This window comes from Bacillus sp. RC240, from assembly GCF_044907945.1.
In the GTDB taxonomy this organism is placed as follows: Bacteria; Bacillota; Bacilli; order Bacillales; family Bacillaceae_G; genus Bacillus_A; species Bacillus_A mycoides.
This window is the reverse complement of record NZ_JBIYCT010000005.1, coordinates 244307-266066: the sequence shown is the minus strand read 5'-3', so window position 1 is coordinate 266066 and position 21760 is coordinate 244307. Positions and strand designations below refer to the sequence as shown.

General features: G+C 36.9%; 22 protein-coding genes. 5 read left to right on the top strand and 17 right to left on the bottom strand.

Annotated features, from left to right (window positions below; all coding sequences use genetic code 11):
- The first annotated feature begins 112 nt into the window (after positions 1-112).
- Together ABH955_RS18710 and ABH955_RS18705 are read left to right on the top strand one after the other, a co-directional pair.
- Entirely contained in the window at positions 113-1732 is a 1620-nt protein-coding gene (locus ABH955_RS18710) for an SWIM zinc finger family protein (RefSeq protein ID WP_113936229.1), read from the top strand.
- A complete protein-coding gene (locus tag ABH955_RS18705; protein ID WP_404491461.1) occupies positions 1716-4472 on the top strand; it encodes a DEAD/DEAH box helicase in 2757 nt (918 codons plus the stop codon). The genes ABH955_RS18710 and ABH955_RS18705 overlap by 17 nt, the downstream gene beginning before the upstream one ends.
- 38 nt (positions 4473-4510) lie before the next feature.
- Here ABH955_RS18705 and ABH955_RS18700 read toward each other — a convergent pair whose 3' ends face one another.
- Entirely contained in the window at positions 4511-4996 is a 486-nt protein-coding gene (locus ABH955_RS18700) for a VanZ family protein (RefSeq protein ID WP_404454676.1), read from the bottom strand.
- 111 nt (positions 4997-5107) lie between these two features.
- On the opposite strand from ABH955_RS18700, the gene ABH955_RS18695 reads away from it, so the two are divergent.
- On the top strand, positions 5108-5332 hold the full coding sequence (locus ABH955_RS18695) for a DUF1659 domain-containing protein (protein WP_404491460.1): 225 nt from the start codon (positions 5108-5110) through the stop codon (positions 5330-5332).
- A 20-nt stretch (positions 5333-5352) separates the two neighbouring features.
- Positions 5353-5568 (top strand): DUF2922 domain-containing protein, encoded by a 216-nt coding sequence (locus ABH955_RS18690; protein ID WP_002089673.1) that lies wholly within the window; start codon positions 5353-5355, stop codon positions 5566-5568.
- A 20-nt stretch (positions 5569-5588) separates the two neighbouring features.
- Here the strand turns inward: ABH955_RS18690 and ABH955_RS18685 are convergent, their stop codons facing one another.
- Positions 5589-5987 carry a DUF4359 domain-containing protein gene (locus ABH955_RS18685; protein ID WP_002034805.1) on the bottom strand — a complete coding sequence of 133 codons (399 nt, stop codon included), beginning with the start codon at positions 5985-5987 and terminating at the stop codon, positions 5589-5591.
- 193 nt (positions 5988-6180) lie between these two features.
- On the opposite strand from ABH955_RS18685, the gene ABH955_RS18680 reads away from it, so the two are divergent.
- Complete coding sequence (locus ABH955_RS18680) at positions 6181-6687, top strand: competence protein ComK (RefSeq protein WP_404454680.1); 507 nt, start codon at positions 6181-6183, stop codon at positions 6685-6687.
- 54 nt (positions 6688-6741) lie between these two features.
- Here ABH955_RS18680 and ABH955_RS18675 read toward each other — a convergent pair whose 3' ends face one another.
- The 15 genes from ABH955_RS18675 to ABH955_RS18605 all read right to left on the bottom strand — a co-directional run bounded on the left by ABH955_RS18675 (position 6742) and on the right by ABH955_RS18605 (position 21745).
- Positions 6742-7212 carry a sigma-70 family RNA polymerase sigma factor gene (locus ABH955_RS18675; RefSeq protein WP_404491459.1) on the bottom strand — a complete coding sequence of 157 codons (471 nt, stop codon included), beginning with the start codon at positions 7210-7212 and terminating at the stop codon, positions 6742-6744.
- A gap of 232 nt (positions 7213-7444) precedes the next feature.
- Entirely contained in the window at positions 7445-7615 is a 171-nt protein-coding gene (locus ABH955_RS18670; RefSeq protein ID WP_181777898.1) for a hypothetical protein, read from the bottom strand.
- Between the two features lie 81 nt (positions 7616-7696).
- Positions 7697-8365, bottom strand: coding sequence for a YknW family membrane protein (gene yknW, locus ABH955_RS18665; protein ID WP_404491458.1), 669 nt, complete (start codon positions 8363-8365; stop codon positions 7697-7699).
- A gap of 128 nt (positions 8366-8493) precedes the next feature.
- Positions 8494-9696, bottom strand: coding sequence for an ABC transporter permease (locus ABH955_RS18660; RefSeq protein ID WP_002089681.1), 1203 nt, complete (start codon positions 9694-9696; stop codon positions 8494-8496).
- On the bottom strand, positions 9693-10373 hold the full coding sequence (locus ABH955_RS18655) for an ABC transporter ATP-binding protein (RefSeq protein WP_002089682.1): 681 nt from the start codon (positions 10371-10373) through the stop codon (positions 9693-9695). Before ABH955_RS18655 ends, ABH955_RS18660 begins: the two co-directional genes overlap by 4 nt.
- Positions 10370-11554, bottom strand: coding sequence for an efflux RND transporter periplasmic adaptor subunit (locus tag ABH955_RS18650; protein WP_098167550.1), 1185 nt, complete (start codon positions 11552-11554; stop codon positions 10370-10372). The genes ABH955_RS18655 and ABH955_RS18650 overlap by 4 nt, the downstream gene beginning before the upstream one ends.
- 248 nt (positions 11555-11802) lie before the next feature.
- Entirely contained in the window at positions 11803-13137 is a 1335-nt protein-coding gene (gene pgtP / locus ABH955_RS18645) for an MFS transporter (RefSeq protein WP_002139072.1), read from the bottom strand.
- 19 nt (positions 13138-13156) lie between these two features.
- A complete protein-coding gene (locus ABH955_RS18640) occupies positions 13157-14191 on the bottom strand; it encodes an ABC transporter substrate-binding protein (protein WP_404454687.1) in 1035 nt (344 codons plus the stop codon).
- Positions 14188-14970: a DUF3919 family protein gene (locus ABH955_RS18635; RefSeq protein ID WP_219300894.1), complete on the bottom strand. Its 783-nt coding sequence runs from the start codon at positions 14968-14970 to the stop codon at positions 14188-14190. Before ABH955_RS18635 ends, ABH955_RS18640 begins: the two co-directional genes overlap by 4 nt.
- Positions 14971-15036: 66 nt before the next feature.
- The gene (locus ABH955_RS18630; RefSeq protein WP_404491457.1) at positions 15037-16467 is read right to left on the bottom strand and encodes a HAMP domain-containing sensor histidine kinase; all 1431 of its coding nucleotides are present in this window, start codon (positions 16465-16467) and stop codon (positions 15037-15039) included.
- Between the two features lie 11 nt (positions 16468-16478).
- Positions 16479-17150 carry a response regulator transcription factor gene (locus ABH955_RS18625; RefSeq protein ID WP_002166430.1) on the bottom strand — a complete coding sequence of 224 codons (672 nt, stop codon included), beginning with the start codon at positions 17148-17150 and terminating at the stop codon, positions 16479-16481.
- A gap of 119 nt (positions 17151-17269) precedes the next feature.
- Positions 17270-18262 carry a UDP-glucose 4-epimerase GalE gene (galE, locus tag ABH955_RS18620; protein ID WP_404491456.1) on the bottom strand — a complete coding sequence of 331 codons (993 nt, stop codon included), beginning with the start codon at positions 18260-18262 and terminating at the stop codon, positions 17270-17272.
- Between the two features lie 92 nt (positions 18263-18354).
- Positions 18355-19173, bottom strand: a complete 819-nt coding sequence (locus ABH955_RS18615) for an SGNH/GDSL hydrolase family protein (protein WP_404491454.1) — start codon at positions 19171-19173, stop codon at positions 18355-18357.
- 98 nt (positions 19174-19271) lie between these two features.
- On the bottom strand, positions 19272-20180 hold the full coding sequence (gene tagU, locus ABH955_RS18610; protein WP_404491453.1) for a polyisoprenyl-teichoic acid--peptidoglycan teichoic acid transferase TagU: 909 nt from the start codon (positions 20178-20180) through the stop codon (positions 19272-19274).
- Positions 20181-20323: 143 nt separating this feature from the next.
- Positions 20324-21745, bottom strand: a complete 1422-nt coding sequence (locus ABH955_RS18605; protein WP_002144783.1) for a lipopolysaccharide biosynthesis protein — start codon at positions 21743-21745, stop codon at positions 20324-20326.
- Positions 21746-21760 lie beyond the last annotated feature (15 nt).

Genomic DNA, 21760 nt, shown 5'->3' with positions numbered 1-21760 from the left:
GAAAGTTCAACTAGGCAACATCCTTTTTTGTAATCCAAATTTCATTTTTTCTGTTTTGAGCATTTTTTGTTTATAATGGTAAAGGAAAGAAATCTGTGTACGGAGGAATATTATGCTGCAAGACTCAATTACGAAAGATGAAATTATGATGATTGCGAATGAGTTCGTTCAAGGGCTTGATCCACAGCAAGTTGCTGATCAAGAGCATGTCGCTACAGCTCGGCAACTATATCGTAGTGGTGTTGTCTATAACGTTGACTTTGATGGCTATACGCTATCCGGAACTGTAAATGCTGAAGGCAGTGTATATAGCGTTCACATCCCGATTCGTAATGTCACTGAAAGCTATTGCGATTGCTTCGCGCCAACGCAATGTCAGCATATGCTTGCTGTGTTACTATCTGCAGCTTCTAGTTTTGGGCAAGTAGGAGATGTATTAACTTTATTCAAAAATAATACAAAACCTTCTCTTCCTCCTATTCGAACTGCACGACAAGTATTGCAATCATCAGCTTTTGAAGAAATGGATTATAAAAGTTGGCAAACATACTTTGAAAATGAATATGAATCATTTAAAAAAGAACAAGCGCGGCTCACTTATAAACAAATGTATTTTCTTATGAGTCTTTTTACAGACTTCTATACAAAATTAGAACGGAAAGCTCCGCGCATCGTTGCTATTCATGAATTATTTAAGTTGCACGCGGCACTTTATTGCTTTCAAAAATTATTAGAAGAAATTCAAGAATTTGAAGCAAACAAACTATATTCTTATCACCAACCAGTTAACGTCGTTCGCCTATTCGTTGATAAAGTTGAATCTACCGTTAGGGACCTAAAAACAGAGGCGATTCCAGAAGAATCCAAACCGATTTTAGAAGAAACAGCGCGGCTCATACATGAATCATTCTTCTCTACCGATGCCTATACACAAGAGCGATTCTTCATTTATCGTCACGTATGGGGTGAACTGTTAAGAACAGAAGAGCAGCTACAAGAAGAAAAAAAACGAATCGATACTAAAATCAATCCACTTTCCAAAGCATTAGCATCTTCTCACCTGCTCTTTTTAAACGGTGAAGATGTATCGGCAATGGAATTACTGGAAAAACAGCCTTCTTCTGTTGTGAGCCTTTACTTCTATTGGTTAGAAGAGTTATTAAGTGCGATGGAGTGGGACCGCGCTAAAGATTGGCTTTCCTTTACTTATAAACAAGTAAAAGAAACGATAACGGAACAAGAAAATACCGTCTTCATACAAGATATCGTTCGATTATTTGTGATGATGTATGAGACATATGCAACGCATACGAATGAACAAGCGGGATTAGAAATGATTTTACAAGAACTATTACCGTATAGTTTCACAAATTATGAACAATATGTACTTGCGAAGAAACAATACCATGCATGGACAGAACTTCAGCTCTTATATGGATTCGAAGTAATCGAACTTTTGAAAGAACCATTGAAAGATATTGAAAAAGAAGCGCCCGAAGCAGCACTTCCTCTCTATCACCATGCCGCAATGGAAGCAATTGAAGAGCGAAATCGCAAATCATATAAACGTGCCGTTCGTTACTTAAAGAAATTACGTATGCTTTATAAACGACTGAAGCGAACTGATGAATGGGATGCTTTCATTATTCATATCGCTAACTTACATTCACGTCTGCGTGCACTACAAGAGGAATTACGGAGAGGAAAATTAATCGATGATCATACAAACTGAAGTAACAATTAGGCTCCAGCACGTTAGTCAAGGTTGGTTCCTTTGGGGAGAAGATGATAGCGGTACTCTCTTATCCGTAGCAACTTGGAAAAAAAATGCATTCGCATGGCACTCTACTTCTTTCTACGGAACGTTTTTAAAAGAAGCAACGTACGAGGGAAAACAAGGCGTTATGTTAACGAATGCCCAGGCATTTGAATACATCGCAAATAAACCGATGAATTCATTTGCAAATATGCAAATGAACGGTCCTATTACGGCACTTACAAAGGACGCAAGTGAATTATGGGACGCTTTCGTCAGCGGCAGCTTCGCACCTGACATGAAGCATTGGTCTCAGCAGCCATCTTGGAAAGTTCAGAATACCTCAATTGAAGATGACATGTTAGCATCTCTTTTCTCTGCCGCTGTGAACGAAAGTATTTTGCAAGATGCTCGCTCAAATGACGGATGGGAAGATGCAAAGAGACTATATGAACATTACGACTTTACGAAAAGGCAATTGGAAGCAGCACTACATGAAGAAGATTGGCTTCGAAAAATTGGTTACATTGAAGATGACCTTCCATTTACAGTCGGCTTAAGACTACAAGAACCGCAAGAAGAACTTGAAATGTGGAAGCTTGAAACAATCGTTACACCAAAACGTGGTGCGCATCGCATATATGTATATGAAAGTATCGATTCCTTGCCAAAACGATGGCACGATTACGAAGAACGTATCCTTGAAACACAAGAAGGATTCAGTAAGCTCGTACCGTGGATAAAAGAGGACGACAAGTTCCGGGAAGAACTCTTTGAAACGGAAGCTTGGAACTTCTTAACCGAAGCAAGTAATGAATTACTGGCAGCAGGTATTACAATTTTACTACCATCATGGTGGCAAAATTTAAAAGCAACAAAACCGAGGTTGCGTGTACAGCTGAAGCAAAGTACAGCACAAACACAGTCTTTCTTCGGCATGAATACGCTCGTTAATTTCGACTGGCGCATTTCAACGGACGGAATTGATTTATCAGAAAGCGAATTTTTCGAACTCGTTGAACAAAACAAACGTCTTTTCAATTTAAATGGTCAATGGATGAGACTTGATCCTGCCTTTATTGAAGAAGTAAAAAAACTAATGCACCGTGCCGATAAATATGGACTTGAAATGAAAGATGTGTTGCAGCAACATTTATCTAATACGGCAGAAACAGAAATTGTAGAAGACGATAGTCCGTTTACCGATATTGAAATCGAGCTAGATGGATATTACGAAGAGCTTTTCCAAAAACTTCTGCACATTGGAGATATTCCAAAAGTAGATGTACCATCTTCACTACAAGCAACACTCCGCCCGTATCAACAACACGGTGTTGAGTGGTTGCTATACTTACGAAAGCTTGGATTTGGAGCGTTATTAGCCGATGATATGGGACTCGGAAAAAGTATTCAAACGATAACTTACTTACTATACGCTAAAGAAAACAATCTCCAAACAGGTCCTGCATTAATTGTGGCACCAACATCAGTCCTTGGAAATTGGCAAAAAGAGTTTGAGCGTTTCGCACCAAGCTTACGTGTTCAGTTACACTATGGTAGTAACCGAGCTAAGGATGAGTCATTTAAAGATTTTCTTCAATCAGCAGATGTTATATTAACTTCTTATGCATTAGCTCAGCTTGATGAAGAAGAACTTAGTACGTTATGCTGGGACGCTGTTATTTTAGACGAAGCACAAAATATAAAAAACCCACATACGAAACAGTCGAAAGCAGTAAGAAACCTACAAGCAAATCACAAAATTGCTTTAACCGGTACACCGATGGAAAACCGACTTGCTGAGCTTTGGTCTATTTTCGACTTTATCAATCATGGGTATCTCGGAAGCTTAGGACAATTCCAGCGCCGCTTCGTCACACCGATTGAAAAGGACCGCGATGAAGGAAAAATCCAGCAAGTTCAGCGGTTTATCTCGCCGTTTTTACTGCGTCGTACGAAGAAAGATCAAACGGTCGCATTAAACTTACCAGATAAACAAGAACAGAAAGCTTATTGTCCACTAACTGGTGAACAAGCTTCCTTATATGAACAACTTGTTCAAGACACATTACAAAATGTAGAAGGATTAAGCGGAATTGAAAGACGCGGATTTATATTACTTATGCTGAACAAGCTAAAACAAATTTGTAATCACCCAGCCCTTTATTTGAAAGAAGAAGAACCACAAAATATCATCGAGCGCTCTATGAAAACAAAAACGGTAATGGAGCTCATCGAAAATATAAAAGACCAAAATGAAAGTTGCTTAATCTTCACTCAGTACATTGGCATGGGGAACATGCTAAAAAGTATGTTAGAAGAAACATTTGGTCAGCGCGTCCTCTTCTTAAACGGGAGCGTACCGAAGAAAGAGCGTGACAAGATGATTGAGCAGTTCCAAAACGGAACGTATGACATCTTCATCTTATCGTTAAAGGCCGGCGGAACAGGATTAAACTTAACTGCCGCCAACCATGTCATTCACTATGATCGTTGGTGGAATCCAGCTGTAGAAAACCAAGCAACAGACCGTGCTTATCGCATCGGTCAAAAACGCTTCGTTCACGTTCATAAGCTTATTACAACGGGAACACTTGAAGAGAAGATTGATGAAATGTTAGAACGAAAACAATCATTAAACAACGCCGTCATTACAAGCGATAGTTGGATGACCGAACTATCAACCGACGAACTAAAAGAATTACTTGGCGTATAAGGTGGATAAATGAAAAAGGAGCAAATCTCTAACTGAGATTAGCTCCTTTTTCTATGCCAAAACCAATTGCTTATTATAATTCCTGTTAACCCGCCGCACGTATCAAGCAATGAATCTTGCCACATCGGTGTACGGTCTCCTGTAAACCATTGATGAATTTCATCAAATGTTGCATACCCCGCAACGAAAAGGAGGGCGTATGCAAAGCACCTTTTTCTCGAATAACCCGATCGATGAAAAGCATAATACGTCAATGAACCGAGCATAAAGAACACCATAAAATGAGCACCTTTACGAAGGAAAAACTCAACAAATCCACCTACACCTTTATTTGCGATACTAACAGGCGTACCTCCACCATAATCAATAGATACCCATGAAAAATGCTCTTTCACAAACTCAACATTTACATATTGCTCAATATCCGAGCGCATATCCTGTTTTTTATATGGCTGTGCTGAAGAATAGAAAATAATCCCCATCCATAGTAATACAGGAATCCAAAATAACCATTTACGATTCATTCTCCCGAAAGCTCCTCTCTTAGTCTTTTAAGAGTACCAAAAAAAAGAAAAAATTTCACGCCAAAACATGACATTTACACCCTATTTATAAAGTGAAAGGGGGTGATAAACATGGCAGTTGAAACAATCGTAATGGATTTAACTTTACGCCTTGTATTAAACGGAGGATTAGACAAAAACGGTAAAACAGTTTTTAAGAACAAGCAATTCAAACGTGTAAAAACAAATGCAGATTTAGGAAAAGTACATGAAGTAACACGTGCTCTTGCTTCACTACAACAATCATCACTTCACGCTGTACAACTTGTAAGCACGTCAGATCTTTCTAATCTATAATTAAAAGGAGGGAATAAAACATGCAAGTACTAGAGTTAGTTTTCGTGAAAGAAGATGGGAAAACAGTTGTCTTGTCTATCGATAATCCCATTACACCAGTAAATGAACTAGTCGTAAATCAAGTAATGGATACCATTCTTGCTTCATCTGTATTTTCATCAATTAGTGAAAATACTCGTAAAAAAGGGGCTCGCCTCATAGAAAAAAACGTATCTGAAGTTCAAATCACTCCGTAAATCAAAAAGACGAATCTGCATTATTTTGCAGATTCGTCTTTTTTCTTCGGCATTTCAATTGGAATAAAGATGTTTGAAAAACCAACACAAACATACTTATAATTCTCTCCGCCTAAATCAAACTCTGTCGTATATGTTGAGAAGAAAATATAATCATTTCGCTTTGTATAATGCTCAATTAATAATCCAACTTGTGGTTCAACATACTTATTTGCCAATTTTTTTCCCGCCGATGCTAAGTCGCCAAGTATACCCTCTTTGTTTTCTTTCTCAACCTCTTCTAGCTTCTTACTCACATCATTACGCTTCATAAATTGTTTTGCTGCCCAATCCGTATATTCTCCCTTACCCGGATTACTGTTTGCTAAATAAACTAAGAGAACAACAGCTAGAGCCATAATAATATACTTTTTCTTCATGCTATATCACCGCCTACTCTTTTCTATTTTCATATATATGTACAAGCGATGCAAATTAGAAAGACTATCATCTATTGATTGTAAACGAACCGTAAAAATTTACAATACGAAACAAAAGATTATAATAATTTTACATAATTCGTATATAATTATATTCAGAATAACAATTTTTATAAGGGAGGATTTTAGAATCATGGATAATGAGAATGATATTTTTATTTCTAGTTCTACAATGATGCTCGAACCTTGCAAACACCCTTATTACCGGACAAAAATTATCGACAGTAGCAGAAACCCTCTGTACTCTTGCCAAACAGCTATCCAACTCATAAAGAAATCTTGTCTAACACATGTTCATTCTACTTATCAAGGTAGACGTCATGCAGTCCAAATAAACTTTAAGCTCAAACAAAATGTTCCAATTCCGATTAATCACAAAGAATATATTTGCGTTTTCCCTACAGAATCTCCTTCTTCTCCAAACTGCATTTGGTTGTTCTATAACCATATAGAGGAGATAGAGTTTCCCAAAAAAACTAACAAAGCAAACATTCATTTTTTTAACGGAACTACCATAACAATACAAATAGGCTCTCATAAGTTACAGCAACAATTTTTGAAAGCTGGACATATATTATCCCGAATGAACATAAAAGATTCACTACACTTAAAAAACCCCTTGCCACATTTACTGCCTTAAAATAAATAGAATGGAACGCAATATTTCCTTTGCCTTCCATTCTACTTATTATTCTTATCCCCTTACACTATCTCTCATTTTCTCAAGTGCTTGTCGATATACCCATCTCACTTGATAGTACGTCATCCCCATTTCAGAAGCTATCTCTCCCATATTTTCCCCTGTAAAAAATCGCTCTGAAATGATATGCTTCTCCCTCTCATCTAACACACTCATAAAGTCCTTCGCCCTCGTTCCAGCATCGTCACACTCAAATCGTTCCTCATACTCGTCCGTGCATACATAGCGCTCTTGCACTACGCATTCTTTCTTCAACCTCTCCAATATATAACCACGTACCGTTACAACCGCATAAGCAGGAAAACTCCCTTTCTCCTCCTCATACCTTTCATACGCATGCCAAAGACCAATTAAACCACATTGATAATACTCTTCATAATCCTGGTAAATATTTAACCTCTTTATTTGATTTACAATCATACCTTCATACAAAACAACCGTATCTGCAAAAGTTGCTGGCTTCACACAGTGCCCGTTTCTAAAAGGTATACCTCTTAAGTATTCCGCGGTACCTCTACAATATAAAATGAGAAAGGAAATTTCATTGTGGGTAATTTTAAATACTGCTGCCGTAATTTGAAATTACACTAGGCAGTATTTGAAATTCTAATAGGGGTATTTGAAATAGGGGTAAAAATAAAAAAGGTTCCTCCTATACATTAGAAGCAACCTTTTGTTTATATATTGGCAAACTATATTACTCTTTAGCTACGCTTTTGAAAAATCTATCGATCGCATATAAACCAGTAGCTAAAATACAGCTTGTAACCCCAACAAATATATAAGGATTTTTATTCGGCATATATTCTACAGCTAACAACGTTACGACTAACATAAACAAAACATTTGCTAAAAACTTCTTAAGCATATTTATCTCTCCTTACAAAAATAATGCAGCAATTATAAAAATAATTGCTGCATTATTTTCTAGTGACGTAAAACATCACTATTATTGGAACATTCCTTTTACTGCGCCAAATCCAATAGTTAAGATAAAGAAGACAACCATAAGAATTGTTGCTTTCTTTTTACTTAAACCAGCCGTAATTTGAAGACCTAACCATGTAATAACAAATCCCCAAATCGTGAACACTTCAATGCTATTTGCAATACCTTTTGCAACACCACCACTTGAAGCAAAAATCGGTCCTAAACCAGTATACATTTCTTTCCCTGATCCGCCTAAAACAAGTGCTAATACTGTGTTTATTAATAAACCAAGTAATGAAATAATGCTTGAATACACACTAATCGTTAATAATTTCTTATAAGAAGTATCATTGCTCATAAACATCATTAATACTTTATACACCGCTGCACTAATGAAGAAACTTATCCCCATACCTAAAGCACCAATTCCGAATCCCATACCAAACGTCACTGCAGGTGGAACGTCAAAACCTAACTCCTTATTAAGCTTAATAGCTTCTGGGGTTAAGGAGCCTACATAAGCAGCAAGTCCACCAATAACTGCTCCTAATAAAACAAGTATCCAAAACGCACCCCATACAGCATTACTCGTTTTCATTCTCTCAAACTGCAAACCTGGAGATGTAATCATTCCAAATAATGACGGCTTCTCTCCACCAACTTTTTGCGTATTCAAATTCGCTTCCATCATAACGCCTCCTTCTATTTATATAACCCGTTCTAACGGGCGGTTCACATCCTCATGCAAGAGGCTACGAACCGCCCACTAGAACGGTAATGTGTATTAGAGAGTTTTCTCTCTAATACACTAGTAAATTACTCATAACGCAGTGCTTCAATCGGATCTAACTTCGCAGCTTTGTTCGCTGGAATTAATCCGAAGATAATACCTAGTGTCATAGAGAACAATACGCCCCCAACGACAACTTCCCATGAAACGAGCGGTGGCCACTTCGCAAATGTGGAAACGATATATGCCCCGCCATACCCAAGACCAATTCCGATTAAACCACCTAGAAGCGTTAACATAACTGCTTCAATTAAAAACTGTAATAAAATTTTACTACGCGTTGCTCCAAGTGCTTTACGTACCCCAATTTCACGCGTACGCTCCGTTACAGATACGAGCATGATGTTCATAACTCCAATACCACCAACGACTAATGAAATACCAGCGATACCGCCGATGATCATCGTCATGATATTAGTAACTTTAGAAACATTTTCTTGGAACTCTTTTAAATTCACCAGCTCATATTTACCTGGAATTTCACTTGGCTTACGACTATTTAATACATCAACAGCTTGTTTCCCTGCTGATTCTAAATTGTCTACATTTTTAGATTGAATTGCTATACTTTGAATCTCATCTGTTCCGTATAAAACAGGCCATAAAGTAAGGGGAATTAACGCTTCCTCCATTTCAAATCCCATAAACTCATTGTCAGATGTATACACACCAATAATTTGCATTGGCTGCCCCTTCATCTCAATAATTTGTCCAACTGGGTTTACGTCCTTAAATAACGTCTCTTCTGTTTTTGTACTAATCATCACAACGTTATTTGCATGAGAAATATCGGATTCATTTAAAGTACGTCCCTTTACGACCTTTACTTTATTAACCGCAAAATATTCATTATCAAGACCAATAACATTTAGATTTGCTTTTTTATCATTTACATCAAGTACCTCTGAATTCTGGTTTGTCGTAATAACGTGTGAAACATCTTTCACTTGTTTTACTTCCAAAATATCCTCTTCAGTTAACTTCGGTATTTGAAATCCACCTATAGCAAACTCATCATTAATATCTGGTTTAAATTGAATTGGCATAAGGTTATTACCACCAGAACCTGCGAATTTCGACTTCAGCATCGCTTCCCCGCCTTGCCCAATCGCAACGACAGTAATAATAGAACCAACACCAATAATAATACCGAGCATCGTAAGAGCTGAACGCAGTTTATGAGCTAAAATAGAAGATAGGGCAATTTTTATACTATCTAGTAAACTCATACTGCACACCTTCTATCTTCTGTAATTTTCCCGTCTCGCAGTACAATGCGGCGGGAAGAATACGCCGCTACCTCTTCTTCATGCGTAACCATAACAATCGTCGTACCTTCTGCATTGAGCTTCGTGAAAATATCCATAACTTGTGCACCAGACTTCGTATCAAGCGCACCTGTCGGCTCATCGGCCATAATGAACGTTGGATTATTCGCAATCGACCTCGCAATAGCGACACGTTGCTTCTGTCCACCTGATAATTCACTAGGTAAATGGTCTACTCTATCTGATAATCCAACTTTTCCAAGCGCTTCAAGAGCTCTTTGACGACGCTCTGCTTTCTTCACTCCACCGTAGATGAGCGGAAGTTCAACGTTTTCCACTGCGGAAAGACGCGGCAGCAAATTAAAGTGCTGGAATACAAAACCGATATATTCATTACGAATTAAAGCTAGTTTTGACTCGTCTGCTGTTAAGATATTCACATCATTCAACATATATTCACCTTCTGTTGGACGATCTAAACAACCGATAATATTCATAAGCGTTGATTTACCAGAACCAGACGGTCCCATAATAGAAACGAACTCACCGCTTTGAATTGTTAAACTAATACCATGTAAAATCGGAACTGCCAATTTTCCTTGATAATATGTTTTAGCAATATTATTTAACGTAATCATTTCTCTTTCACTTCCATTCCGTCATACACGTCGTCGGAAGGATTTTTAACCACCTTTTGCCCCACTGTTGCGCCTTCAACAATCTCTGTCCAGTCTCCATCAGTAGAACCTTTTTTCACATTTTGTTTACGAAGCTTTCCTTTCTCTTCAATATAAACAAATGCATCTTCGCCTTTTTCTACAATGCTCTTACTTGGAACAGCAATCATCGTCTTATTCTCTAAATTTACTTGCAGAGAAACGTGATAACCTGGAGATAAACCATCTTGGCTATCAAGACTTGCTTTATATGTATATTGAGACATATTTTGAGTTCCCTCACCAGCAGCTTGAGCCATCTCTGCACTCGTTGGGAATTCACTTACTTCCGTAATCTTACCTGTCCACTTTTTCTTATTATTTGCTTTCGCAGTTACAGTGAACGTTTGATCTTTTTGAATTTGTGACTTTTGAAGCTCTGTTAAAGTCCCTTGAACTTGGAACGGATCTTTAGAAGCAACTTGTAAAAATGCTTTCCCTTGACCACCTAATGCCTGAGATGAACTTTGCGCTGCATCCTTATCTAATTTCTGTACAACACCAGTGAAATTACTATAAATCGTAAGTTCTTTCTGTTTTTTACTTAACTCTTCTTTTTGTAACTTCCCTTTTTCTTTCTCAAGATCAGTTGTCTTTTGTGCCATTTCTAACTCACTTACTTGCTCTTCCATTGGGTCTGTTACTTCTTTCCCAGCCCCACTATCTTTTACCTTCTTAATTTCTTTCTTCAATGAATCAATCTTCTTTTTCCCTTGATCATAACGCATATCAGCCATCTTCTGATCAAGATCAGCTTGCTTCATTTGAAGATTAATTTCTTCATTATCATAAGAGAATAATTTCGTTCCCTTTTCTACCTCTTGTCCTTCTTTCACCGCAATATCTTTCACTTTTCCTTTAGTCGGATCCGCATAGAAACTTTCAATATTTCCTGGCTTCACTTGACCAGAAATTAATTTCGTATTATTAAGCTTACGCTCTGTCACTTTCTCAAAACTTACAGCATCTGTCTTCGCCGTACCTTTCTTCTTACCTTGCATAACAAAAATATTAACTGCTGCTACAATAACAATTAGTGCAATAACTCCGATGATAATCCATTTCTTCTTCTTGTTTGGAGTACGAACCGTATTTGGTAACATATTCTCTCTCCTTTTATATCTTAATAGTTTAATAGATATTTAATTATATAAAACTTTCGGAAAATTTCATGCCCACTTACATTGTTACACTCATTTTACAAAGTTTTACACAATCATTTATATTGTAACAAAAATACCAATGATTAGAAATATGACATCCTATCTTTTAAGATAGTTTTAAGGAAAGATTATATTATATAGAAAAAGCCATCCAAAATAATAATTGGATAGCTTTTCTATATAAACTATTACGCCACTTTAGGACCTTTTCTCTCATGCCCACGTTGAACGATAAATAAGAATACTGTTGATAAAATACCGCCTGCTAATAGTAAGATGAAGCAGCCATCCCAGCCAGAACGGTCAACAATAACACCAATTGCTGCGTTTGCTACAAGACTTCCGCCTACATAACCGAACAGACCACACATACCAACTGTTGTACCTACTGCAAATTTCGGTACTAATTCCATCGCACTTAAACCGATTAAGAACTGTGGTACGTAAATTAAACATCCGATAATAGAAACTGCAATACTTACAACAAGTACGCTAGATGCTTGCCAATATACAACTGTACCAACAACAACACCAGCCATACTCATAATACATAATGGCATACGTTTTCCTTTAAATAACTTATCACTTAAAAGACCAACGATTAATGAACTTGGAATCGCCATCCCTTCAAAAATCGCGTATGCAGCATGTGCTTCATTTTTTGAAAAACCTTTAACTGTTGTTAAATACAGCGGAACCCAGTTAATAACACCGAAACGAATTAAATAAACAAATGCATTTGCAATACATAAATACCAAACGAACTTATTTGTCACTACATATTTCATCAAAATTTCTTTTGGTGACATCTTATTAGCATTATCTGCTTTTTCAAGATTTTCATAATCATTACGATACTCATCAATTGGAGGAAGACCTTCAGATTCTGGTGTATCCTTCGCATTAATCCAAACAAGAACTGAAATTACCATTGCGATAATCGCTGGGAAAATAAACACGCCGCCTTGCCAATGATTTTCACCAAAAATACCTACACCAATTCCAACAAGTGGTGGCACTAGCATTCCACCAACGTTATGTGAAATATTCCAAATACCTGTTTTCGTACCACGTTCTTTCTTCGAGAACCATTTCGTCATAACGATACTACAAGGTGGTGCTCCCATACCTTGTACAATACCATTTAAGACAAGTAATGTAACAATCATCCCAAATGAAGATGCAAAACCGAAGCAAATATTTACAAGCCCTGATAAGAATAATCCGACTGCGATAAAGCGCTGGGCGAAAGCTTTATCGGATAAATTCCCCATAAAGAACTTACTGAACCCATAAACAATTGCCATTACTGAACCTAGCAATCCAATTTCAGCTGTACTAAAACCATATTCTTGTACTAAATACGTACTTGATAACGTAAAGTTACTGCGCACTAAATAATAAGCAGCATACCCAACTGAAATTCCCATTAGCACACGAATACGCAGTAATGTATATACTTTAGCGATCATATCCGCTGGTAATCTCTCAATTGCAGGTGCTGGCTTAAGCCATTTAAACATATATTTCCGTCTCCTTTTCTCACTTCTGAGAGAGACGCTGTCTATTCCATATCTCGATTATTCCGCTATTTGATATATTTTGGTTTGCCCTTCTAACCGGCTGTCCTTCTATTTCTTTCTCATTCTTCGCAAACATCGTCGGTACGCCAAACGAAACTTTTTCTAAAATATGCCCCGCTTCTTCCGATAAACAATAATCAATAAATAAATCCGCAATAATACCACTCGGTGCACGCTTTAGTTTCGAAATCGCATTAACGGACAACCCTGTTTGCTCAGGTTCGTTACTTAAAATAGGAAAGCCTCGTTTTTGAAGCATTCTCTGATCTCCCATAAAATTGATGCCTACCATATATTCACCGCTCGCAACTAGTTCTGCGGGCATATAACCATTCACCGTTACTTCACCAACTTGCCTTGCAAGATTCTTAACATACTCTTTCGCTTCTCTTTCACCTAAAGTATCAATAAGTGCTTGAAACAAAGTATATGCTGTACCAGAAACATTCGGATCAGGCATTGCAATCTTACCCGTATATACCGGATCTAATAAATCTTGCCACCTTGATGGATACGGAAGACCGAGCGGCGCTATTTCTTCATTCCACCGCTCTTTATTAATCGCAATTGCTAGTTTCTCCACTTCATAACCGTACCAATAACCATCTTTATCTTTAACAGTCTTTGAAATACGATTCGCATGCTGGGTCGTAACAGGAATAGAAAGGTTCTTTTGCTTCATCATTTGATGCGCATCTACTGTACCGCCAATAATAATATCCGCCTTCGGATTTCCAGCTTCCTCTTCAACTCTCCGAAGAAGTTCTTCTGTCGATAGGCGAATAAATTCATATGTACACCCGCGTTGTTTACAAAATGACGAAAGCAAAGCTTCACCAACTTCCTCGCGGGCTGCTACATACGCAACGAGATGACGATCATCCAAAATAGGGAGACCACTTTTATTATATTTAATAGAGGTTGTATCTCGAGAGCAACTAGACATCGCTCCTCCGATTACTAGCAAAAAGAAGAAAAAGGCTATCTTTCTCATGACACATTCTCCTTTACAAGGAATTCTGCTAGGGAGCCCTTCATATACATGACATTCCCGTTATTATCACCGAGATATTGCACAACAAAATACGATGGATACACAGAAATAGTTAGAATATCCTCCCGCTCATTCTTTACACGTTTGCCTGTTTTATAGGCAGTAATATAAGCAATCGGCTCATTCTGTGATTGTAATAATTTCTGAATTTCTCCGTAATCTGTAATTTGCTTTGCGTATCGAATAGAATCAAATATTTGCGTAAGATCTATAGTACGTATTACATCCCCTTGCCTCACTACAACTTCCTTTGCCTCCGCAAAGAAATTACTAATGCGCTCTGGTGTATAATACAGACTTAACAAATACGTTTGAAATGCTGAGATCATCGGATCCGTACCATTCTTTCCGTATACATTAGCCTCGTACTGGAACAAGTCACCTACTGCAAAAGTACGTTTATGTCCATTCAAGTACGTTACTTCTCCAGTAAATACTTGTTCTTGATTCCTCGCTTCTCTCGGTTCTATTCGAATTCGGTCAAAGAATGAAACAATCGTATGCAAACGAACTTCATCCGTTACAACAATTTCTCCCCACTTCTCATGCCTTACTTTCACTTCAGTAGGAAGGGATTCATTCACTCTTTGTAAAACGGCTTGTTTGTCATCCACAATTGTAATTCGATTATATATTTGCTTCTCAATAACATAAAACAAAATAAGAGAAACGATCATACAAAAGACAAACATAAGAATTTGAAATGATAGCCTTTTCATTTCTGCCTACCTCCAAGATAAAAAAACGTTGTTTCGAAAATACCGCATAATTGTTTCATAAATGTATCATTTAACCGCTTTCAAGTTTTTTATGTCTTCCATCCGTCTCGGAAGTAAAAATGTAATGCATATTGTAGTTCCCATTTCTTCACTACTCTCAATTCGCATACTTCCGCCTTGCTTCTTCATAATCTCCTGACAAATGTATAAGCCATAGCCATTCCCGTAACTTGAAGGAAGCACCTTACCTTCCGAAGACTCATTCCATTCTGCAAGCACACCTTCATCCATACCAATACCGTCATCATGAACAAAAACTTTCGCTTCCTGCTCATTTATAATTACATTCATACGAACTTGCGTAGCATCACTATATTTAATCGCATTATCAAGTACATTCAAGAATATTTGCTTCGTCTTATCAAAATCCGCAACGACGTGTACTTCCATTAACTCATTCATAACTTCAATTTCAAACTGCTGCAACCTGAGTTTCACAATCGAAACCGCTTCTTCTGCCAATTCTTTAATATTCACGACTGTAGGTGACACTTCAAACGTACTCTTCCCGTACTTTGAAGACTTAAGTAATTCCTCTACAAGTGATAATAGACGCTCACTTTCTACAGACACATAACGGAGGCTCTCCTGCACATCCTCCTTCGACTGCAACTTCGGAATTAAATCTACATAACCGATAATTGCCGTAAGCGGTGTTTTCAGCTCATGCGTAATGCGGTCCAAGAAATCTTTCTGTTTCTCTTTCTCTTCCTTCAGCTGCTTAATATGCAGCTCAATCCCATCAGCCATCGCATTAAAGGACGCTGAAAGCTGCGCAATTTCCACATACTCATTCAACTCAATCTTACTTTCATAATCTCCATTCGCAAGCCGATATGCCATTTGCCTTAACTGATCAATTGGTTTATGAAGAGACTTCGCCAAACGAATCGCAAAGAAAATACCAGCAGCTACTAAACAAAGCGACGTCATTAAAAACGTCCAACTCACATTTGTTAAAACTTCCTTCTCATCCGTTAACTCATTTATAAAACGAATACTTCCAATGACATCGTTTCCATAATAAACCGGACTTGAAAACAAAAGAATTGGAGCTGGGTCTCCCTCCTCGAAAACATACGATTTCTTTCCCTTCAAAGAACTCTCAATGTCAATATTCCGATGAAGTAACGCTCCCTTTTGTGTATCTGCAACAACATCTCCATTCTTCCCAATCATCTGCACCCGGACATCCATTCGCTTCGCTAAATACGAAGCAATTAAAAGCGAATTAGGACCTAACGTCTCTACTTCTGCTTCCTTCTCTAAATAATTCATCGTATAAATTTGTGCTTCCACACTTAACTTTTCTAAGGAATCTGCCGCATTATGATACACATTCTTCTCCAGTGCAATATAAACAACCGCATATAAAAGAACAAGAATTGGAATCAACAATCCGACTATTCCAAACACCATATTTCGTTTTAAAGACATATCATCACCTTTTAGCAATCAAGCTTATAACCTACACCATAAATTGTCTTAATATACTCTCCGCTCGCACCGAGCTTCTTTCGCAGTCTCTGCACCATAATATCAACCGCTCTCGTATTTCCGATATACTCAAACCCCCATACCTTCTCGAGTAACTCATCCCTCATAAATACACGCTGCGGATTCGAAACAAACAACTGACATAAATTGAACTCTCGGTACGTTAACTGAATCTCCTGCCCACTCACATGAAGCTTTCGTTCCTTTGGACAAATAAGTAAATCACCAGCCCCAATCACCTCATGATTTAAAGGAACCTCCTTCTTCTTCACGCGCCGCGCCATATTCTTCACCCGAAGAATAAGCTCCGCATAATTAAAAGGCTTCGTCACATAATCATCAGCTCCAAGCTGAAGACCAAGTAACTTATCATTCATCTGACTCTTCGCTGTCAACATAAGCACCGGAATATCACGCTCCTTCTCTCTGAATAAACGTAACAACTCATACCCATCCGTATCAGGAAGCATCACATCTAAAATAAGTACATCCGGCTGCTCATTCCATCTCTCTAAAGCTTCTCTCCCATCAGCCGCCGTCAATACTTCATACCCTTCCATCTCTAACTGCATCCGAATCAAATTACGAATACTCGATTCATCATCTACTACAAGTATTTTCATCATTCTCCTCCTTCCATCCTGTATTATAGTACAGTTTAGTATAGCAAAAATAAGACAAAAAAAGAGAGGGTATTGTCGAACATATGTTGAACGACAGTACCCTCTCTCATTTATTAAACTTATTTCTCATACCCATTAGGTTTCTTCTGATGCCAATCCCACGCATGCTCGATAATTGTCTTCACATTTACATACTCAGGATTCCATCCTAACTTTTCTTTCGCCTTTTGAGAAGAAGCTACTAAGCGTGCTGGATCTCCCGCACGGCGTGGTGCCATCTCCGCTGGAATCTCATGATTCGTAACTTCACGAACTGCATCAACGATTTCTTTTACACTAAAGCCATTACCATTTCCTAAGTTGTAGAAATCACTCTCTCCACCATTTTGCAGGTCCTTAAGCCCTAAGAAATGAGCTGCCACTAAATCTTCAACATGAATATAATCACGGATACAAGTACCATCTGGTGTATTATAATCATCACCAAACATCATAATCTTCTCACGTTGACCTAGCGCCACTTGTAGCACAAGAGGAATTAAATGTGTCTCTGGACGGTGATCTTCCCCAATAATACCACTTGGCGTTGCGCCAGCTACATTAAAGTATCTGAAAATCTTATATCTTAAATTTGAAGCTTGGCTATACCAATGAAGCATCTTCTCAATCGCTAACTTCGTCTCTCCGTACGTATTCGTCGGATTTGTCATCGTTTCCTCAGTAATAAGGTCTACATCTACCTCACCATAAGTTGCCGCAGTAGAAGAGAAAATAAACTTATCTACTTTAAACTCATCCATTACTTCTAGCAGGCAAAGTGCACCATACACATTGTTATTATAATATTGAAGAGGCTTCTCCATACTAACTCCAACTAAAGAATCAGCTGCAAAATGCATAACCGCCTCGATATTCTCTTGTTTAAAAACATCTCTTAAAAATGCTTTATCACGAAGGTCGCCATTATAAAACTTCGCACCTTCCGTAATTGCATCTTCATGACCAGTTTGTAAGTTATCTACTACTACAACAGATAAACCTTCATCCACTAGTTTTTTAACAGCGTGAGAACCGATATAGCCCGCTCCGCCGCAGATTAAGATTGAATTCATTGTTTTCCTCCCACATATTTACTAGGGTTTCTTAATTACTTTACTAATATAAAAGGTATACGATTACTCGTATACCTTTTATATACCCTTCATTACTTAGCTACAAAATAATCCGTTACATACTGCGCCCAAACTTCATGCCCTTTTGCACTTGGGAAACCGAACTCTGTTTGTAAGTATGGTAAAATTGCTTTCGTTGCTGCATCAGGCCAAGCTGTCCAATGATCAACATATGTATAACTATTTTGCGTAGCGAACTGCTTTAATGCTTCAATTGCTTTCGGATAATTCTTCGCACCATACACCGGGTTTGATGGTTGAATCATAATTGTAGCGCCTTTTGCACTAGTAGAAAGTGCTTGCACAAACTTCTGTGTACTCGCTACAGAATTTCCATTACCAGTTTTTCCATTATCAGTAATAAATGGTGGCTCAAATAAAATTACATCTGGATTTTCTTTAGCAATCTCTTTATCACGTTTATTCGTGATTAATTCCTCTGTACTTTCACCCTTATATTCCTTTACCGTCACATTCCATAAACCTTTACCGTAAGCAGCTTCTAAATTAGCCGTAAACTTAGCTGCCCAAGCATCTTTTTCAGATGAAGAAGCTTCATCACCAACAATAACAAGATTTACTGCCTTTTTATCCTGAGCAGCTTTCTTTAACTTCTCTTTCACTGCATCTGGCAAGTTCTTTGCGTACGCTTCATTAAAAGATGCCTTTGCATCTTCTTTTTTCTCTTCTTTCTTCGCTCCGCTATCTTTCACTTCAGCCTTTGTCTTCGTTACTTCACTCGTTTGCCCTGTTGCATTCGCAATCTTCTTATTCCAATACAATTTACCGCTCACAACCGAAGCAACAAACAGTACAAAAATAAACAGGACAAGAACTGATTTCTTATTCATCGATTCACCTCATCTATTAATCTCACAATATATAATACTAATATAAATTCATGCAAAAATAAACCCAACTCCTTCCAAAGGAGTTGGGTCATTACATATTACTTAGTCACTTCAAGATGTGCTCTTAACTTATTCGTTAAATCTTGCTTTGCTGCATCTGGAACATAGTAGTACCAAATACCATCAGCGGCTTTGTGACCGTCACCTGGGATTTGGATATCCTCACTGTTCTGCAGACAATTTTTATAATTCTTTTGCATATCAAACATTTGATCTTGCGTTAAGTTTGTCTTCACGTTCTTTTGAATTGCTGTAAGTACATCTCCATAGCTAGCTAGAGAAGAGAAGCTTGCGCCTTTCTTAATAACAGCCTGCATCACTTGACGTTGACGCATTTGGCGTCCGAAGTCGCCTCGTGGATCCTCATAGCGCATACGTGTGAATGATAGTGCTTCTTCACCTGTTAAATGAATATTACCTTTAGCAAAATGATGCTTATCTTGTGTAAATTCTAAATCATTATTTACATCTACACCGCCAACTGCATCGACAATATCTTTAAAACCTTCCATATTCACTTCAACATAGTAATTAATAGGAACATTCAAGAATTTTTCTACTGTCGCTACAGACATGTCTACACCACCAAATGCGTAAGCATGGTTGATTTTATCACTTTTACCTTTTCCAACGATTTCCGTATACGTATCACGAGGAATACTTACAGTCTTCATAGAATTATTTTTAGGATTTAAAGTAATAACCATTAAAGAATCTGAACGGCCTTTATCATCACCACGTTCATCTGCTCCTAGTAATAGGATTGAAACCGGTTCAGATTTATTAATTTTTTCTTCTTGTTTATTATTTCCATCACGTTTCAACGGCTTATGAACTTCATCTAACGTTTTTGAAACAGAAGAATATATATTATAAGCGTAGACTCCCCCACCTATAATTAACACTCCTATGATTCCTAATATCCAAAACAGGATTTTCTTTTTCATCATTTATCCTTCTTTCCACTTAGCCACCTATTTTTTCTACATGCCCTTTTTAAATTGACTATATTAAAATACGTTACTAAGTTTACCTAAAAATACCCTAGGTAAGGTTTTTGTAATCAAAGATTTTCTGAAAATCTGATTTATTATTTAGATTTAATGAGTATTTTAATATTACGCCATACATCAATTATATCATTTTTCTTAATCATTAAGTAAATTGCATATACTGCCAAATAAATAAATAAGGCTGATATAACACTTAAATACCACGATATAACAATGAAAATTATTGTTATAATTACCTCTAATATAATATCTTTCTTAACTTTAATGTTCAAAAACCTTGCTAAATAAATTTCAGCAATAATACATCTAAATGCTAATAACAATATTATACATAAAATTGTTAAATTTAAACTATTTAATAGAAATACACTTATACATGTTAATACTAAACTCATAGCTACAGTAATTAAATTTATTATTAACATCCATTTCTCTTTACGAAGTGTCTTTAAATATGTATTAATTAGCAATAACATTTTACTTTCATACAAACACATCGGAAATAGTAAGGCCATATAATCTAAACTATCAGTGTATTGTGGTAACCACGCTGATAGGATTACCTTGGCTGGATAATAAAAAACTAAAAGTCCTACTAATGGTATCATAATTGTAGTTCTCATAGTTTTATAAATAAAAGGTAGATTTTCTTGCGATGTACGACGTAAAACAGGGAATAAAACTACTGCTATTGCATTAATGAACAGCAGCAACATATTGGCGATACTTAAAGTTAATGACACTTTACCGAATATTTCAATGCTCCAATTACTCTCAATAAAAAAACGTACAATACCAATAATAAGCAGGCTCGCAAAATTAGCAAATAATAATTTACTCCCAACAGATATATTTACATATATCTCTCTAGTACTTATTTTAATAGATTCAAACTTCCCAAACACTAACTCCCTACAAACGAAAAATGAATAAATTATTGAAGAAACCTTTCCAATAATATCCGCAAAAATAAGATATTCAAACTGTTTAATTCCATTCATTAGAAATACTATAACTAATACAAAATAAATAATTCGTTCTAAAATAATAATAATAGAAAACTCTTTAATTCGATTTGTCGCTTGTAGCATAAATGTCAACAATGAACGTGGAACCACTAATACTCCAGTTAAACAAGTTAATGCTACGACAACAGTTTTACTTGTATCTGTTGCAACTGAAATGTAATATAAGAAGATTGCAGAATTCACAATAAGATCAAAAACAACTAGAAACCAATACTGTGAAACAAAAATAGGCTTACGTAAATCGCTATACTCCCAGCCTCCATAACGTAGATATGCACCATCTGTTAAACCTAAAGACATATATGAGATATATGAAGAATAAAAAATATACAGTTGCCAATATCCATAATCACTAATACCAATAAATCTGGGAACAATTAAAAGCAGCACAGTGGAAATAATTATGGACAAAATATTAGCAATAAATGTATAAGAAAAATTACGAGCAATTTTTTTCACTTTGTAGTTCATTTGATTACCTCTTTA

Excerpts from the sequence above, each read along its gene's own strand:
- ABH955_RS18710 (WP_113936229.1), top strand. The coding sequence starts at position 113 with ATGCTGCAAGACTCAATTACGAAAGATGAAATTATGATGATTGCGAAT.
- ABH955_RS18705 (WP_404491461.1), top strand. The coding sequence starts at position 1,716 with ATGATCATACAAACTGAAGTAACAATTAGGCTCCAGCACGTTAGTCAA.
- ABH955_RS18700 (WP_404454676.1), bottom strand. The coding sequence starts at position 4,996 with ATGAATCGTAAATGGTTATTTTGGATTCCTGTATTACTATGGATGGGG.
- ABH955_RS18695 (WP_404491460.1), top strand. The coding sequence starts at position 5,108 with ATGGCAGTTGAAACAATCGTAATGGATTTAACTTTACGCCTTGTATTA.
- ABH955_RS18690 (WP_002089673.1), top strand. The coding sequence starts at position 5,353 with ATGCAAGTACTAGAGTTAGTTTTCGTGAAAGAAGATGGGAAAACAGTT.
- ABH955_RS18685 (WP_002034805.1), bottom strand. The coding sequence starts at position 5,987 with ATGAAGAAAAAGTATATTATTATGGCTCTAGCTGTTGTTCTCTTAGTT.
- ABH955_RS18680 (WP_404454680.1), top strand. The coding sequence starts at position 6,181 with ATGGATAATGAGAATGATATTTTTATTTCTAGTTCTACAATGATGCTC.
- ABH955_RS18670 (WP_181777898.1), bottom strand. The coding sequence starts at position 7,615 with ATGCTTAAGAAGTTTTTAGCAAATGTTTTGTTTATGTTAGTCGTAACG.
- yknW (WP_404491458.1), bottom strand. The coding sequence starts at position 8,365 with ATGGAAGCGAATTTGAATACGCAAAAAGTTGGTGGAGAGAAGCCGTCA.
- ABH955_RS18660 (WP_002089681.1), bottom strand. The coding sequence starts at position 9,696 with ATGAGTTTACTAGATAGTATAAAAATTGCCCTATCTTCTATTTTAGCT.
- ABH955_RS18655 (WP_002089682.1), bottom strand. The coding sequence starts at position 10,373 with ATGATTACGTTAAATAATATTGCTAAAACATATTATCAAGGAAAATTG.
- ABH955_RS18650 (WP_098167550.1), bottom strand. The coding sequence starts at position 11,554 with ATGTTACCAAATACGGTTCGTACTCCAAACAAGAAGAAGAAATGGATT.
- pgtP (WP_002139072.1), bottom strand. The coding sequence starts at position 13,137 with ATGTTTAAATGGCTTAAGCCAGCACCTGCAATTGAGAGATTACCAGCG.
- ABH955_RS18640 (WP_404454687.1), bottom strand. The coding sequence starts at position 14,191 with ATGAGAAAGATAGCCTTTTTCTTCTTTTTGCTAGTAATCGGAGGAGCG.
- ABH955_RS18635 (WP_219300894.1), bottom strand. The coding sequence starts at position 14,970 with ATGAAAAGGCTATCATTTCAAATTCTTATGTTTGTCTTTTGTATGATC.
- ABH955_RS18630 (WP_404491457.1), bottom strand. The coding sequence starts at position 16,467 with ATGTCTTTAAAACGAAATATGGTGTTTGGAATAGTCGGATTGTTGATT.
- ABH955_RS18625 (WP_002166430.1), bottom strand. The coding sequence starts at position 17,150 with ATGAAAATACTTGTAGTAGATGATGAATCGAGTATTCGTAATTTGATT.
- galE (WP_404491456.1), bottom strand. The coding sequence starts at position 18,262 with ATGAATTCAATCTTAATCTGCGGCGGAGCGGGCTATATCGGTTCTCAC.
- ABH955_RS18615 (WP_404491454.1), bottom strand. The coding sequence starts at position 19,173 with ATGAATAAGAAATCAGTTCTTGTCCTGTTTATTTTTGTACTGTTTGTT.
- tagU (WP_404491453.1), bottom strand. The coding sequence starts at position 20,180 with ATGAAAAAGAAAATCCTGTTTTGGATATTAGGAATCATAGGAGTGTTA.
- ABH955_RS18605 (WP_002144783.1), bottom strand. The coding sequence starts at position 21,745 with ATGAACTACAAAGTGAAAAAAATTGCTCGTAATTTTTCTTATACATTT.